The organism is Yoonia maritima, assembly GCF_003003285.1.
Classification (GTDB): Bacteria; Pseudomonadota; Alphaproteobacteria; order Rhodobacterales; family Rhodobacteraceae; genus Yoonia; species Yoonia maritima.
Map to the genome: position 1 here is coordinate 88,911 of NZ_PVTP01000012.1, position 16,074 is coordinate 104,984.

A 16,074-nucleotide genomic window follows, 5' to 3' on the forward strand; every position below is an offset into this window, starting at 1 on the left:
AGACAGGGTGACCGCTGGCGTGCCGATTTGGCTCCAGGCGTAGGTCAACGTCTGACCCGCATCCTGCGCATCCGATCCGGACCCATCCAGCGTCACGCTCGCACCCGAGGCCACATTCTGCGCCGTACCCGCATCCGCCGTTGGCGCGGTGTTAACCGGGGCAGCGACGCGCGCATTCACCAATACAGTGGACGAGACACCTTTGATTCCAATTTCATAGTCGTAAACCGTACCGCCGTGGGTTCCGCGAAACCGCACCCCCATAAAATCATCGCTTGCGAAAGTCCCGTTTGCACCGTCGGACACAAAGTTCTGAATGCCAGTAATCCCGCAGTTCGATTCCACCGATGCGGCCGTGATATCGTTTGGCCAAGAATCAATAGAACCGCCAAACCAATAGTTACTTCCTGACGAACCACCATTGCCTGAAAAATTGACCTGCGCCTCCTGAAACCCAACGTCATAGTATGGGTTAAAGTTACAGCTTCCCGCAGTAACACCCACGGGTTTTATCACGGAGTCGATAAAAGCTCCGCCACCGAGCGCCAACGCGCTTTTGGGCAGTATCGACAAAAATAACATAAGAGAAAAGACGAGAGCTCTTGAGATAATATGGGGCACTGGTGAATCCAATCGAGTATTCTGGCGCGTGGCGCGGTGATCTGGTTTTGTTAGAAAATACTGTTTTGGATTTTCATTTCCGTGCCCTGGGGCACAGAATCGAAAAACGCGAATTGATTGATTGAAGAAAGAAACGAACGGGATCGCCGTGAGTTCGATTCAACTGACATGCAATCAGATACGATTGCGAAATTCGGAGTTACCGTAATGGAACCATTTATTGCTCAAATCATGCTTTTTGGTGGAAATTTCGCACCACGTGGCTGGGCGTTTTGCGACGGGCAGCTCTTGCCTATTTCGTCCAATTCAGCACTCTTTAGCATACTTGGCACAACCTACGGCGGTGACGGTCGTTCGACATTTGCGCTGCCTGATCTGCGCGGTCGCGCACCAATTCACGCAGGATCGGGTCCAGGCCTTTCACCACGCGTGATCGGTCAGCGCGTCGGCATTGAAGACGTGACCTTGGTTGAATCACAGATTCCCCCGCATAATCACAGCCTGAATTTTGTGAATATCCCTGCCGACAATGATCGTCCAACTGGTGACTACCTCGCGCGATCAACAACATACACTGCAACAACAACGCCGACTTCACAGTTAGCCGCAGGTAGCATTAGCAATGCAGGCGGTGGCCAGCAGCACGAGAACATGCAGCCGAGCCTTGTGATTAATTACATCATCGCACTTCAGGGCACCTTCCCGTCGCGCAGCTAATGTCACAGCGTTAATTTACCTTCTTAAAAAAGGGTAAGTATGTGGGCGAACCTAATCTTTTCATTTAGGTTCGCTCGTAAATACATTTCCGAGGAAGACAAAATGAGCACGCGAAATACGTTATTTTCTGTTGCCGCGATCTGTGGTGGAATCTGCGCTACCGCAGTAATCGCATCAGATCACCGTGATGCGCCTTATACGCAATTAAACCCGATGTCTGATATTGGGGACAGCTTTCTATTTCGCGGCGCGCAAACCGGTGGGCTCACGATGTCATTCACACTGAACCCCTTGTCAGGCAGCGGCGCGCCCGGCACGCTTGGCTCTGACGAAATTAAGCTTGATCCAAAGCTGATCTACATGTTCAAGCTGGACACAGATGATGATGCGATTGCAGATATTGTCTACAAAGTCCGTGTTCATGACATTGAAGGCGAAGCACAACGCCAACGGCTTGAACTGCGGCGTGCAACGGGCGACGATGCGCGATCAAACCGTTGGGACGGCGAAGATGTTGGTGAAGGTTTCACCACTGCACTGAACCACGCATTAGAAGTCACCACCGGCACAAACGGTGAACTTTTGTTTGTTGGTCCACGGCGTGACCCATTCTTCTTTGATTTCACGACCGTTCAGGCGCCAGCGGCACTTGCTATTAAGCAAGCACTGGCAGGAGGCGACCACCTACCTGCCGCACCGACCTCAATCGGCGCATTTGGTGTTTCAGATATGACCCTGATCACGCTAGAAGTACCCGAATTGGCCGATCAAAAATTGAACTATTGGGTCGTTGTCGCTGACGAAGACGGTCATGCCGTTGATCGTATGGGGCGCGCTGGCGTTCAGGGTATATTCTTTGTGGATCCGCCGGTTGGGTATAACCCCAACCGCTATTTGCCTGTCGATAGATCCTATGAAACCGTCGGCGCGTTCAACGATGCCTACAATGCGACGACCCCAGCTGAAGGCATTGCTAAGTTTGGCGATCAGTTTAAATTCAGCTTCGAACGGCTTGAGGTTGAAGAAGCCCAACTTGATGACATCGTCGATTTTTACAGTCGTGATATGATCCTTTGGAACCCATCAGAGCCAGCAGGTTACCCCAACGGGCGTAGCTTTGCAGAGGACGCAATTTATTGGACGATCGCGGATGTGAACCCATTCTTTTACGCCGATCCGACGAGCTTCCTCCCTCGGAGTTCGGACCAAGACCTGAACCTTGATAAATTCCCGTATGCGGCACCATCATTTAATCAAGCATGGAAACCCGGCGTGCCTGTTCGCCCAGTTGCGCCAATCTACATGGATTGATCTATAACCCTGCGGGCCGGAGCACATCCACCGGTCCGCGGCCTTTTGCCTTGATCGAACCGAGCGGTTCATACCCGTCTTGGTCGATCAACAAATCATACGTGCTGCGCGACAACAGTATTTCGTTCACGCCACAGCCTGCAACGACGCGCGCTGCTGTATTCACGGTATCGCCCCAGATATCGTAACTTAACCGATCATATCCGATGACCCCAGACAGCACCGGGCCAGAGTTAATTCCGATCCGAATTTGCCACGCTGGCATATCTGGTGTTAATCCAAAGGGTCGTATATTTTTGACGAACGAAAGAAAATCCCGAGCTGCGTCAACCATACGGGTCGCTGATTTCGGATCTTCATTCAGGCCTGACACACACATGTAAGCATCGCCAATCGTTTTCACCTTTTCGACAATGTGGTTTGCAACAATTCGATCAAACTCCGAATAATACTGATCCAAAATCTGAACCAGTATCAACGGATCAAGTGTTTCGGCATGTGCTGTAAACCCTACGAAGTCGGCAAACATCACAGTTGCCTCTTCATAGCGGCGCGGAACTACGCCCCCAGTTTGCTTCAGTTCAGACGCAACTGACGAAGGCATAATGGATTTTAAAAGGTGATCCGTGCGTTCTTGTTCGTGTGTAAGCTTGGTGTTCGCAACCTGTAGCGCGGCTTTTGCGTCTTCTACCTCTGCTAAGACGCGCCGTTGAAATGACTGGCCTGTATCAATTAGATGTTCTAATTCGGCGCGCCGCAATTCCGATTTAGCCAAAAGTCGTTTGGTACGAAGTAATTCCCTATCACTATTTGCGAGACCGTCCGACATAGGCTGGAACTCACTCCTATTGCTAAATTCTAGGGCGTGCCCAATAACACCGCGACAAACGCATTCGTGTGTGTCAAAGGCTGGCCGCCATTAAAGTCGGGTGCGATTTCACCGTAACAGTAAAAGCCCGCTGTCGGAACATTTTCTCCGATAACATTCTTAATGGCGGCATATTCTTCGCCTGTACGTGTCCCTAGTGTCGCACGGCGCCCTGCACAGGAAAATAGCAGCGCAGCGTCAACTTTCCCTTCACCGAAACCAGCAAATGCTTGCCCAACAGAATTCCGCGCGGCATCCACAATTTCTTCGCGCGATGCCGTCGCAAGCTGTACCATACTGTCTTGCGCAACAGGGTTCACCATGTGAATAGCCCCAGTATCAGCATCAAAGTTCAGCGGTGAGCTGAGAACGAGCGATTGCCGAGTCTCGTCTTGGACGGCAAGCGGGTAAAAGATCGACGGTTGCTGCAAATAGTCAGCATAAAGGTCAGCAGCAGGACGGTCGTCAATCTGATGGACCACAGGGCCGTCAGCCTTAGTCACCGGATGGGATTGTCCCAATGGTGTGTATCCTGTCGATACACCCGTAGAGACGACAAGTGGTCCGTGCAGCATCAGAACGACGACAGCATCGCTTGTGACAACGCCACCGCACATCTGACGCGTGCCTTCAAAGCGCAACTGATCACCTGCAGCGCCACCGACAACAGGCACATCTGCACCCACTGCACTTCGTATCCCTTCAACCAGATGATGGATATTTGTTCCCAAACCTTCCAGCAAAGAGATGCAAAGAGACGGCGCAATTTCTGAACCCGCATGCGCCATAGCAACAGCATCTTTGGCAGCGGTCAGAGGATCAGAAATTGCATTGCGTCCAATTCCAACGGTGAACTGAATACTATCAGAAGCGAACAGAGTAATAACGAGGCTGTCTTCTAAAAAGCCTTCACCACCCGCAATCTCACCATCTGTAGTACATCCAACGACCAACAAATCGGGGAACCGCGCTTTGATCTCTTTGGCAACAATGTCCAAGTCAAAATCCACCCCTGCGTAAACCATTGCAGCTTGCGCGGATTGCCCATCCAGAGACGCGACCGCCATATCCAAGGCAAATTTCGTGGCTTCCCCAGTGTCGGGTTCATCACTCCATCCGATGACAACCTTCAGCATTCTCCATCCCCCCTAATTTGCGGAAGAATGCCAAAGGCTATCTCCCGTTCAATTTTGGATAAGCATCATTTTACTCCCAAACAAGCCCATTTTTTTCCATAATTTCAATAGCAGCAACCCTAGCGACCTCTACGAAACTAGAGACAACTTTCGGTATGTAATTACCATCTTCGGTTGCGGACACCCAAGGATCTTGGGTCGTTGAAATCAAGAATGACATGGAAGAACCATTGGTCGGCTTCAAGCCTGCGCGCTCGGCATACGCATCGACAAACTCCTGCCCATAGCTTGGGACATCAAACGCAGAAGAGGTCACAAACATCGGCTTGTCAGGCACAACACCACCATCGAATGTACTAATCGACAGCTTTTGATAAATGGCTGTGTTTAGATCGTTCATCAGGGCAACGTCGGAATTCCAGCCGTCCTTTGTCTTAAAGTTGACCGCATAGGTGACGATGTTTTGGTCTGATCCCAATTCTTGGAACAGTTTAAGCGCGTCTTTGTCGCGTTCAAACAAGGCAACCAATTCATCGTTTTGTGGTTTCACAAAGTGGTCACGGATGTATTTGATTTGACGCGCGACAGCCTCTGCGTCTTGTCCGGCTTTTTGTGCAGGCAACCGTTGGAAAGGCACCACTTTGATAATGTCGTCGGCTCCGTCATGGGTCACCAATTCTGAATACAGGCGCTTAGAATTAAAGATACATTTCCCCAGCAATTTACCATAGCCGGATTTGTCGGGGCGGATCATTGCATGGGATAGATAAACGCCAGCGGCAGCGGCACCGGGTTTAGACCCTTCGATGCCGTAAACACCCACGGTTGGATCAACGCCACCGTGATACACAACAGGCGCGGTGAATGTGATCATGTCCCGCATCGCGCCATTTCGATAGCAAAGCGCACCGGCAGGATACGGAATAAACCCGGCCTTATGCGGGTCAACTGTCTGCGTATCGGCATGTTGGAATGCGCGATACTGACGCATGACATAGTCGCTCATTATCATTGCAGGGGTTTGCTCCAGGGCGCCACCTTGTTTGGGGTCGATTGGTTCTTTGCTATCACGCAGCATCGACGCGAAATACCCACCCCAAGCGCCATCCACATGTAGTGAAAATTCGAGCCCCTTCTTGCGGAACTCATCACGAAGATCGACAATATCCGCAAGCGGATCAACTGCGCTTTCTTCCGTAGACCCAATGACGGCAACCACCTCGATCACGGGACGTTTTTTATCTAAGCAATCTTGCAGCACTTCACGCAAACGGTCCATGCGCATACGGCCATCCAGATCGACATCAATACGCCACAGCTGATTTGCGCCAAGGCCGATCAATGCCGCGCTTTTGGGCCACGAATAATGTGCTGTCGATGGGGCCAACACCACCGGAAGACTTTGGACGTCTTTAGATATAAATCGCTGCTGGTATTCAGCTAGGCCAAGGTTTTGAACGGAATACTTGTCTAGTGCAGCCGCTATCGCTGCAGGCGTAACGCCAAACTGGGACTGCATACGTGGCGACAAGGCAATGACGTCATCAATCGCAACATTCAAAAGCTCCCAACACTCCAAATCAAGAAGCTTCTTAGAATCCCCATCTGCAAGCATGACCTCTACATCTTTAGCAGCCGCAAGGTCGGGTTCATTGCGGATCGCTTCAGCCAAAGTGATCGGCATATATTTCAGGTTACGCGCAGCCCACATCGACTCTCCGTTTGCGACGGACCCATCACAGGTAATATGCGCCCAAGGCGTCGGGGTCGTGCTGCTTTGGTCATCATCTGCGGGAACAGTATACCCCAACATGCGCGCCAAATCTTTCCCCACTTCGATCTCGAGCAGGGTCGTTACGGGCGACGCTTCGGCAGCAACATTGTTTTGGTTATACAGCATCGCAGCAAAATAACCGATCGCGCCGGGCATCGTGATATCCCAGTACATATGCGACTGGTTGCGATAACTGGAAAGCGGGATCGAACCGTGCAACGCCCCTAGTAGGTCATCAAGCTTGGTATCAAGCGCTGAAATCGTCTCGAGATAGGTATCTGACTTTTTGATTTCAGGCGTAACATAAGCCGGATCACCGAACTGCGCACCATATTCCCGGCGCGCATTACAGTGCGCCTCGACAGCGCGCCCAACAGATCGGCTAAGCACATCTTCGTTTTCGGCAAGCGGACCTAGGAACCAGCCTGCCAGCGACGTGGACCCCTTGCTCCTATCCAAGTCCATACGACCTTCGCCCTTCTCCTTTTGGTGAAATGCTGAAAGTGTCGATACGATTTTTTTGTGCTTGTCTGATCGGTTCATGTGGGGTCCCGCTGGTTAAATGTCTCAATGAAAACAAACGCACGACATACGCCATTTATGGCTTTGTCGTGCGTGTTACTGGTTACACTTGGTGTATGCAGGCCCGCCCCGCGGCAAATCTGTGCGCTGGGGCACGAGGCCGCAAAATTACTCTCATGATGTGTGGTAAACTGGTCGCTGCTACTGCGCTGTGCCTTCAGCAGACACTAGCAGGCGATCAAGATCTAGAATGACAACCTTCTTGTGCATTGTCTCGATAATGCCAGCCTTGTTTAGCCTTGCAATAGCGCGGCTAACGGCTTCTCGGTTCGATCCAACAAAGCTCGCCATCCCCTCTCGGGTTGGGGCATCGTTAATCACACCGCCTTGGATCAACTGTTCTTGGGCTTGGGCCAATTGCATTAGTCGAATGCTGACGCGTGTCTCAACGCTGTGCACAACAAGATCAAAGACCCGTTCATTCATGCGCCGTAATCGTGCACCTAAATCTGTCGCTAAATTGACTGCCGTTTGCGGGTGGGCCAGCAAAATTTCGCGAAATTTTGCGCCGCTCAACTTCGCAAAAACACAGTCAGCGCTGGCGGAAATCGTGATTGAACGCGCCGCACCATCTAATGCTGCAAGTTCCCCGAAATAACCGCCAACAGCGATTTCCGTAAAGAGTATCTCGCGGCCATTGTCCGCAACCAACTGACCAATAACGCCACCCGAAATCAAAAAATACGTTTCTGAGGTAAGATCGCCATGTTGCATAACCAAACGCCCGCGCGGCGCTGTTATGACATCCATCTTCTGCGCGATCACTGACAGTTCATCGTCAGAAATACCTAAAAACAGGCTACAACTTGCCAGAGTCCCCGATAGCTTCGCGCGTGCGCGTTGAATATCGTTCATTTATTTTTATTGCACCCAGTTAGAGCGCCCCCACAGCATAGATTACGTGAAACAACGGCATATAGCTAGAACCGAACCACAAAGAATTTACCCTAGGGAAACACACCAAGTTTATTTCAACTTTCCCGACGGAAACTGCATTTCCATGCGTATCATTGAAAACACCTTGCGTTAGGAACACCCATGAAATCGACTGATCTCAACTCACTTCAAGGAACATCAGTCAGACTGCTTACCTTGCTTTTATTGCTTTTCTCTGCCCCTGTTCACGCGCAAGGCATGCCCCCCGGTGGACCTGCTCAAGGTCCAACCCAAGTTGGCACGATCACACTTTCCTCTGAAGATGTACCTTATGTGCGCACCCTGCCCGGACGCGCGGTTTCTTTTGAAGAAACTGACCTGCGCCCCCGCGTGAGCGGCCTGATCGAAGCAATTTTGTACACACCAGGGGCGCCACTCAAGGTTGGCGATCCCATGTTTAAAATCGAAGATGCGTCTTATCGTGCAGCCGTTGCATCCGCTGAAGCAGCCCTAGCGAGCGCGCAAGTCGACGCGACCACATCAACAGCCAGTCTTGACCGCTATCGCAGCTTACAAAATAGCTCTGCCGTAACGCAGGCCGACTTACAGGCAGCAGAAGCAACCGCAGCAGCGTCAGAGGCAGGGGTAGCTGCGGCACAGGCCGCGCTTGATATTGCGATCCTAGACTTAAGCCACACGACCGTGGTTAGCCCGATTGATGGCATCGGCGGTTTACCAGAAGTATCAGTAGGAGCGTTGGTGACAGCCAACCAAGCTGATCCGCTGGGCAGCGTGACGCGATTGGACCCAATCTATATCGACGTTAGTGATAGCTCTGCGGCGCGCCTGCGTGTCCGCGATAGAATCCAAACCGGAAACCTGACCGTTGGAGACAAGCTAGAGATTTCTCTTACGCTAGAGGACGGTTCCGTTTACTTGGGCGAAGGGTCTCTTATCACGCCCGGAACAACTGTTTCGACCACCACCGGTACATTTGATCTAAGGGTGCAGTTCGATAATCCAGACCGTCTGATCATGCCGGGGCAGTTCTTGCGTGTCGACATTACATTCGGGACAACCAAAGCAGCGCTTGTGCCGCAGCGCGCGACCAGCCGTGCATCGAATGGTGCACTGACAGCATTTGTTGTACGTGAGGGAAACGCGCAGCAAGTCACACTATCTTCATCGGGCAGCTATGATAACAGCTGGGTCGTGACTGAGGGGGCCGATGTTGGTGACGTATTGATCGTCGACGGCCTTTCTAATCTTGTTGATGGCGCAGAGGTCACGACTGTCCCGGTTACGATTAACGCTGACGGTGCGGTAATCGACACGCCTTCCGACACTGACGACACAAACGGAAAGCAATAAAACATGGCACGGTTTTTCATTCACCGCCCAGTTTTCGCTTGGGTGCTTGCGATTGTCGTCATGCTTGCTGGCGGGTATTCAATGCTTCAGCTTCCAGTATCGCAATACCCTGACATTGCGCCAACAACGATCCGCGTGTCAGCATCATATGACGGTGCGACAGCCGAAGCGGTGCAATCATCCGTCACTGAAGTCATCGAAGATGGGTTAACCGGTATTGACGATTTACTGTATACTGTGTCGTCATCCCGCCAAGGGAGCGCTAGCCTTTCGTTAACCTTTGACGACAGCGTCGATCCCGTTGATGCGCAAAACACCGTTCAATCAAACGTCGATCAAGTCACCCGTCGCCTGCCCGATGCTGTACAAAGCTCTGGGGTGAGCATATCGCGGTCGTCGTCGTCCATTCTTTTGATCGGTGCGCTGGTTTCGACCGATGGCCGCTATGACACCATTCAGCTTGGCGACATCCTTTCCTCTACCGTCGAAGGTGCTGTGACCAGAACCGAAGGTGTCGGTGGCATCAACAGCTTTGGCTCTGGATATGCTATGCGTATTTGGCTTGATCCTCTGGGTTTGGCCCAGTTTTCGCTTACCCCAACAGATGTTGTCAGCGCAGTTCAGGGGCAAAACACTACGGTATCCGTCGGATCACTCGGAACCCAGCCCGTCACGCAAGGGCAACAATTCACCGCAACAGTCACAGCCCAAAGTCAGCTTACCACAGTAGCAGAATTCGAACGCATTCACCTAACGACAACAACAGAAGGCCGGACCGTCCGGCTTGGTGATGTCGCAACCGTCGAAATTGGCCAAGAAAGCTATGGCGGTGATTCACGGTTCAACACCGCAAATGCAGCAGGGTTTGGCGTTAATCTTGCCTCTGGTGCTAACGCTGTCGACACTGCGGCAGCTGTAAGAGAAACCATCGCAGGATTGGAAAGCGCGCTCCCTGATGGGGTCGAGGTGTCCTACGCATATGACACGTCACCTTTTGTAGAGCTATCAATCGAAAAAGTTGAACATACACTGATCGAAGCAATCGGGCTTGTCTTTCTTGTCATCTTGATCTTTTTGCAAAACTGGCGCGCGACGCTCATCCCTATCATCGCTGTACCCGTGGTTCTTTTGGGAACCTTCGGCATGCTTGGCGTGCTTGGGTATTCCATCAACACACTGACGATGTTCGCCATGGTGCTGGCGATTGGCCTGCTGGTTGATGACGCGATCGTGGTTGTTGAAAACGTCGAACGTGTGATGCACGAAGACGGTTTGGGCCCAATGGAAGCAACCGAAAAAAGCATGGGGCAAATTACAGGGGCTCTTATTGGGATCGCGCTCGTGCTTTCTGCTGTATTTCTGCCAATGGCATTTTCGGGCGGTTCGACAGGTGTGATCTATCGACAGTTTTCGGCAACGATCATCACTGCAATGGTCCTTTCCGCAGCGGTCGCGCTGATCCTTACCCCCGCGTTATGTGCCACACTTTTGAAACCCCATGGTCCCGAAACGGGACTGGGTGCGCCAGCACGCGCGTTCAACCGTGGCTTTGGCGCGGCAACGGATGGATATGTAGCCATCTTGCGCCGCATCCTATTACGCCCATTCGCGATGTTACTGGTGCTTGCAGCCGTCAGTATTGGCGCGTGGCAAGTGTATACGCGCATTGAATCCTCATTCCTCCCGACCGAGGACCAAGGCGTGCTTATGACGATGGTCAACTTAACCGAAGGGTCGACCACCGCGTCTACGCTTGCCGTGGTGAAAGATGTCGAAGACTATTTGCTAAATGATGAATCCGAAGCCGTCGAAGCAACCTTTGTCGCCATGGGCTTTGGCTTTAGCGGGTCAGGCCAGAACGCGGCGATGATTTTCATCAAACTGCGTGACTTTGCTGAACGCACAGACGCAAATCTTTCGGCGACAGCGGTGGCTGCGCGTGCCAACGCAAAATTCGGGTCGTCACGTGCTGGGCAAATTATGTTTATGCAGCCCCCTGCGATTCAAGGTCTTGGCAACTCCTCTGGGTTCTCAATGTATCTTGTTGATCAGGCCTCTGCTGGCACCGATGCATTGTTCGCTGCTGCCGATGAATTGGTCGACCTAGCAGAAGCTGACGGACGCGCGACCAACCTGCGCAACGGTGCATCCGATGATGAAGCAGCGCTCAAGCTGGTTATCGACCAAGAAAAAGCCGCAGCAATGGGTGTTTCCTTATCTGATGTGAACAGCATGCTGGCCACTATCTTTTCGGGAAACTCGGTCAATGACTTCCAGCTAGGCACATCGCTACGCCCTGTTGTCGTGCAGGGCACCGCAGACGCGCGCATGCAACCAGAAGACATTGATCGCTGGTATGCACGCAACAGCAGCGGCGAAATGGTTCCGTTTTCAGCATTCATCACAACGGAATGGGCGCCGGTTGCACCTAGCCTTTCGCGGATTGATGGGTTGCAAGCAGTATCTGTTTCTGGATCCGAAGCTGCAGGTGTATCCTCTGGCGAAGCGATGGACGCCATTGAAGAACTCGTCTCGCAGATGGATGGCGGGTGGGGCGTTGCCTGGACGGATTTATCCTATCAAGAACGTCAATCCGGTGACGAAGCACCGTATCTTTACGCGCTCTCTGTCCTCGTCGTGTTTTTGTGCCTCTCGGCGCTTTACGAAAGCTGGGCAATTCCGCTTTCGGTTATGCTGGCCGTTCCGGTCGGTGTGCTTGGTGCGCTTGTTGCTGCTTGGTTGTTTGGGCAGTCAAACGATGTCTACTTCAAGGTTGCGCTATTGACGACCATCGGTCTGGCGGCGAAAAACGCCATTCTGATCGTTGAATTCGCGCGTGAATTAGAAATGAATGGGCGCTCAGCAACGCAAGCCGCGTTAGAAGCAGCGCGCCTGCGGTTGCGACCAATTCTGATGACGTCGCTTGCGTTTATCCTTGGCGTGACGCCGTTGGCGATTGCCTCGGGTGCGGGCGCGGGCGCGCAAAACGCAATCGGTATTGGTGTACTGGGCGGGATGTTGTCAGCCACTGTCATTGGTATCTTTATGGTGCCGTCGTTCTACGTGATCGTCCGACATTTTTCGAAATCGGCACCAACGTCAACTGAACCACAACAATAGCCGCTCACGGACATAGGGCTGGTTTGCACTGATAGGCATTTGTTTATCGGTGCAAACCATCTAAAAACACCTAGACGTCCAATCTGGCGTACCCAATTCCATAATTGTGGACCTAGCGGCGCGTGCGGAAATGATGATCATTGTATCATCACCAACCAAAGAGGCCGATTTTGCCCCATAAAACAATCACCGAACCCGCCCGCAAAACACCCGTCATTCATACGACGGATGTGTTGGTGGTTGGCTCTGGCCCCGGAGGTTTAGCCGCGGCATTAGCCGCTGTGCGCTGTGGGGTCGATGTGACCCTACTTGAACGGTTCGGTTGCTTCGGTGGCAACATTACAGTGGTCGGCGTCGAAGGTTTTGCATGGTACCGGCACGAAGCCACGGTCGAGGCAGGCGGCATCGGCTGGGAGTTCGAAGAACGCGCCAAGGCAATGGGCGCAGCAGTTCCGGAAAGCCAATCACTTAGCTACGAATTGGATAGCGAAGGTTTTAAGCTGGTCGCTGACAAGCTGGTCGAAGAGGCCGGCATTCACCCCATGCTACACCGCCAATTCGTTGCCCCCATCATGGATGGAGACAGAATTACAGGTGTGATCGTTGAATCAAAATCCGGTCGCGAAGCCATCATTGCAAAACGTGTGATTGATGCGACAGGCGATGCAGATATTGCACAGCGTGCAGGCGCACCAACGATCAAAACCCCTGTCGAAGACATGCAAGCAGCCAGCGTCATGTTTCACGTCGCAGGCGTAGATAAGGCCGCGTTCATGGCGGGTGTTAAATCTGACCCGCAAACTTATCGTGATTGGTCGACTGGCGAATGGCATGTCGAATCTGATGGAAAATCAGACGCAATGTTTTCACCCTTCCTTGCTAAACCGTTTGCCCAAGCAATCAACGACGGCATCATCCCCGCCCACCTGAATACCATTGGCGGCACTTGGGGCGCAGTACATGACAGCGGCGAAATGACGTATATGAACCTTGTACATCTTGCTGGTTGTGATGGCACAGACCCCGACAGTATGACCAAATTTGAAATCGAAGGGCGTAAGCAAGCCATGCTCGCCATCGATGCGCTTCGCCACTACACACCCGGCTGCACCGCAATGCGGCTACGTAATTTCGGTATGTCGATTGGCATCCGCGACACCCGCAAGATCGACGCCGTGTATAACATGACCGAAAGCGATGTGCGTCATGAAGGACGGTTTGACGACAGTATCGGCATCTACCCAGAGTTCATCGATGGGTATGGTGTTTTGATCATTCCGACCACGGGCCGCTACATGCAAATCCCCTATCGGTCGATGCTACCAAAGGGGGTGCAAAACCTGATCGTCGCAGGCCGCGCTATCGGCGGAGATCGCATTGCACATGCCGCGACCCGGAACATGGCCTGCTGCGCCGTTGTTGGGCAAGGCGCAGGCGTCGCTGCCGCCTGGTCTGTCAAAAACGATTGTGATTTCGCGCATATCGATATCGCGGCGATGCAAAAAATCCTACAAGCACAAGGCGTGCGTCTTCATTAGTGCGCCTTGTGACTAAGCCTTTGATTTTTCTGCGCTGCGGGCCTGCCCACTGTGGTTGTAGGTCATTTCGATAAAATCACCCCAATCGTCCCGCGACTTAATGTCCGCAATTTTAGCGCGGTGCCATTCAACGGCGGCGGCGTGTAGATCGTTCAGAACTTTGTCGGATTTCAGCTTTGCCAGCTCTGTCAGCATGCCAGGCACATGGTTTAAGATGCTGTAATCGCGTTCATAGTTCGCATTCATAGCGTCAAAGTATTCTTGCCCCTGATCCATATTCACATGGTTGGTACGGCCCCGATCACGCTTAACCAAAAAGCTGTCTGCACTGCGCACCGCATAGTGATGCAGTCGCGCGTGATCGTGCTTAAAGCCTTTCCATGTACGCCAAGAAATTTGGCTTGGATCGGTTGTGTTGCCACCCGCGTCACGCCAAGTGATCCCATCAAAGACTGGCTTCAGGTTTGGATCAGACGATTTGTGGTTTTTAACGCGCGGGCGATGTACCCCCATGCGTTCAAATGCCCCATTGTTCCGGAACAAGGTTTTCACACCCGCTTCACGGTAGATGTTGATCTTGTCTTCAGGTGCGCACCCAAAGAACTGCTCGGTAATTGGGACGTCTTCGTAATTGCGGCGCGTATCATTTCCAAACAGCTTCCAGCAAATCGAAATCGCATCTGCGGGGCCGCTCGCATTTACCAAATCCGGCAATGACGTCCCGCAACGAATATTTAGGAATTCATCAACGTCAGCACAGATAACCCAGTCAGCTGCGGCGTATTTTTCATGTCGAGGCGCCAAGCGCAGTGCCGCCAATTGCGGCGACAATTCATTTCCGTTCCTGCCGATTTTACGCTTGTTATTGTCAATATGCGCAGCAAGCCCCAACTCTTCCAAACGCATCGCAATCGCGTCGGTACCGTCGTCACAGCTGTTGGTGTAAATGATAAAATCATCGAACCCGATCGCACGGTTAAAGGCGATCCATTCAAGCATGAACGGCCCTTCATTCTTCATTGTCGTCACAACGAGAAAGCGTTCCTTGTCCACCATGCACCTATTCTTTTACCAAAGTCAGGAGGTTGTCCCATCTTTACTCCGCTGCATCAAGTGACTTTCATAGTTGGGCCGCAAGGACCGCAGGCAAGCTTCTTGTGACAGAACCGATCATCAGCTAAAGATTATCTTCGAATTTAATCATTACGTGACAGGGTAACACTATGGCCGATCTTCCTCCAGTTGGCGCACTTTGGATTGGCGGTTCGCTTACATGGCTTGAACAGTTGTGCCTCAAATCATTCGTTGACCAAGGACACCAAACGATCCTGTATACGTATGGTAAGGTTACGGGTGTCCCCGAAGGCGTTGAAATTCGTGATGGCAACACTGTTTTACCCACAGACCGTTTCATCACACACGATCGATCTGGCAGTGTTGCGTTGTTTTCGGATCTGTTCCGTTTCCATATGATCGCGAACGACCCAGATATCATTTACGTCGATACAGACGTATATTCAGTTAAGCCATTTCCGGGCAATGAAAGCCACGTTTTCGGCTACGAGACACGTACTAATGAAAAAAATGAAGGGCAGATCAACGGGGCAATTTTGCGGATGCCTCAAGACTCTCCAGCCCTGCAGGGGCTGCTCGAGTTTACCAAGGATGAATATCCAATTCCAGAATGGCTCCCGCGTAAACGCCTCGTTGGAATCAAAAAGCGTGCCGAAGAAGGTAACCCAATGCATGTGTCTGAGCTGCCGTGGGGTGTCTGGGGACCGCTTGGGGTCACAGCATTTTTAAGGAAAACCGGCGAGGCAAAACATGCCAGAAGTACAGATGTTTACTACCCAGTCCATTTTGCTGACCGCAGGATTTTTATAAAACGTCCAATGCTAACCCGTAAGCTGTTGACAGAGGACACACGCTGTATTCACATTTGGGCGCCGATCAAACGTTTTTGTGCGTTCATGTATGATGGTATCCCGCCAGAAAACAGCTATTTAGACGTACTGCTAAAGAAGCATGATATTGACCCCCGTGAATCCCCAACCATCGCGCAACACGACCGTGGTGTTTTAGAATAAATTAGAATCTACATTATTCAGGACAAGGAATCGCATGGGCAGCACGACTTAGCGTCTGCCCATGCTGTTTAGT

General features: G+C 51.9%; 12 protein-coding genes. 6 read left to right on the top strand and 6 right to left on the bottom strand.

The window, feature by feature from the left end; genetic code table 11:
• A partial coding sequence (locus CLV80_RS18510; RefSeq protein ID WP_207766600.1) for a hypothetical protein occupies positions 1–504 on the bottom strand: 504 nt, incomplete at its 3' end.
• 324 nt (positions 505–828) lie between these two features.
• On the opposite strand from CLV80_RS18510, the gene CLV80_RS15440 reads away from it, so the two are divergent.
• Together CLV80_RS15440 and CLV80_RS15445 are read left to right on the top strand one after the other, a co-directional pair.
• On the top strand, positions 829–1,338 hold the full coding sequence (locus CLV80_RS15440; RefSeq protein ID WP_106358881.1) for a phage tail protein: 510 nt from the start codon (positions 829–831) through the stop codon (positions 1,336–1,338).
• Positions 1,339–1,440: 102 nt separating this feature from the next.
• A complete protein-coding gene (locus CLV80_RS15445) occupies positions 1,441–2,649 on the top strand; it encodes a DUF4331 family protein (protein ID WP_165793402.1) in 1,209 nt (402 codons plus the stop codon).
• Between the two features lies 1 nt (position 2,650).
• Here CLV80_RS15445 and CLV80_RS15450 read toward each other — a convergent pair whose 3' ends face one another.
• The 4 genes from CLV80_RS15450 to CLV80_RS15465 all read right to left on the bottom strand — a co-directional run bounded on the left by CLV80_RS15450 (position 2,651) and on the right by CLV80_RS15465 (position 7,864).
• Positions 2,651–3,478: an adenylate/guanylate cyclase domain-containing protein gene (locus CLV80_RS15450; protein ID WP_106358841.1), complete on the bottom strand. Its 828-nt coding sequence runs from the start codon at positions 3,476–3,478 to the stop codon at positions 2,651–2,653.
• A 29-nt stretch (positions 3,479–3,507) separates the two neighbouring features.
• Entirely contained in the window at positions 3,508–4,653 is a 1,146-nt protein-coding gene (locus CLV80_RS15455; RefSeq protein WP_106358842.1) for an FIST signal transduction protein, read from the bottom strand.
• Between the two features lie 70 nt (positions 4,654–4,723).
• On the bottom strand, positions 4,724–6,970 hold the full coding sequence (locus tag CLV80_RS15460; RefSeq protein WP_106358843.1) for a pyridoxal phosphate-dependent decarboxylase family protein: 2,247 nt from the start codon (positions 6,968–6,970) through the stop codon (positions 4,724–4,726).
• 180 nt (positions 6,971–7,150) lie between these two features.
• The gene (locus tag CLV80_RS15465) at positions 7,151–7,864 is read right to left on the bottom strand and encodes a Crp/Fnr family transcriptional regulator (protein ID WP_106358844.1); all 714 of its coding nucleotides are present in this window, start codon (positions 7,862–7,864) and stop codon (positions 7,151–7,153) included.
• A 183-nt stretch (positions 7,865–8,047) separates the two neighbouring features.
• Here CLV80_RS15465 and CLV80_RS15470 point away from each other — a divergent pair, with 183 nt between their 5' ends.
• The 3 genes from CLV80_RS15470 to CLV80_RS15480 all read left to right on the top strand — a co-directional run bounded on the left by CLV80_RS15470 (position 8,048) and on the right by CLV80_RS15480 (position 13,914).
• Entirely contained in the window at positions 8,048–9,256 is a 1,209-nt protein-coding gene (locus tag CLV80_RS15470) for an efflux RND transporter periplasmic adaptor subunit (protein WP_106358845.1), read from the top strand.
• Between the two features lie 3 nt (positions 9,257–9,259).
• Positions 9,260–12,376: an efflux RND transporter permease subunit gene (locus tag CLV80_RS15475; protein WP_106358846.1), complete on the top strand. Its 3,117-nt coding sequence runs from the start codon at positions 9,260–9,262 to the stop codon at positions 12,374–12,376.
• A 170-nt stretch (positions 12,377–12,546) separates the two neighbouring features.
• Entirely contained in the window at positions 12,547–13,914 is a 1,368-nt protein-coding gene (locus CLV80_RS15480; RefSeq protein ID WP_106358847.1) for an FAD-dependent oxidoreductase, read from the top strand.
• A 12-nt stretch (positions 13,915–13,926) separates the two neighbouring features.
• Here CLV80_RS15480 and CLV80_RS15485 read toward each other — a convergent pair whose 3' ends face one another.
• Positions 13,927–14,970, bottom strand: coding sequence for a glycosyltransferase family 2 protein (locus tag CLV80_RS15485; RefSeq protein ID WP_106358848.1), 1,044 nt, complete (start codon positions 14,968–14,970; stop codon positions 13,927–13,929).
• 167 nt (positions 14,971–15,137) lie between these two features.
• Between CLV80_RS15485 and CLV80_RS15490 the strand changes: the two genes are divergently transcribed.
• Positions 15,138–16,001 (top strand): hypothetical protein, encoded by an 864-nt coding sequence (locus CLV80_RS15490; protein WP_106358849.1) that lies wholly within the window; start codon positions 15,138–15,140, stop codon positions 15,999–16,001.
• The last annotated feature ends 73 nt before the right edge of the window (positions 16,002–16,074 follow it).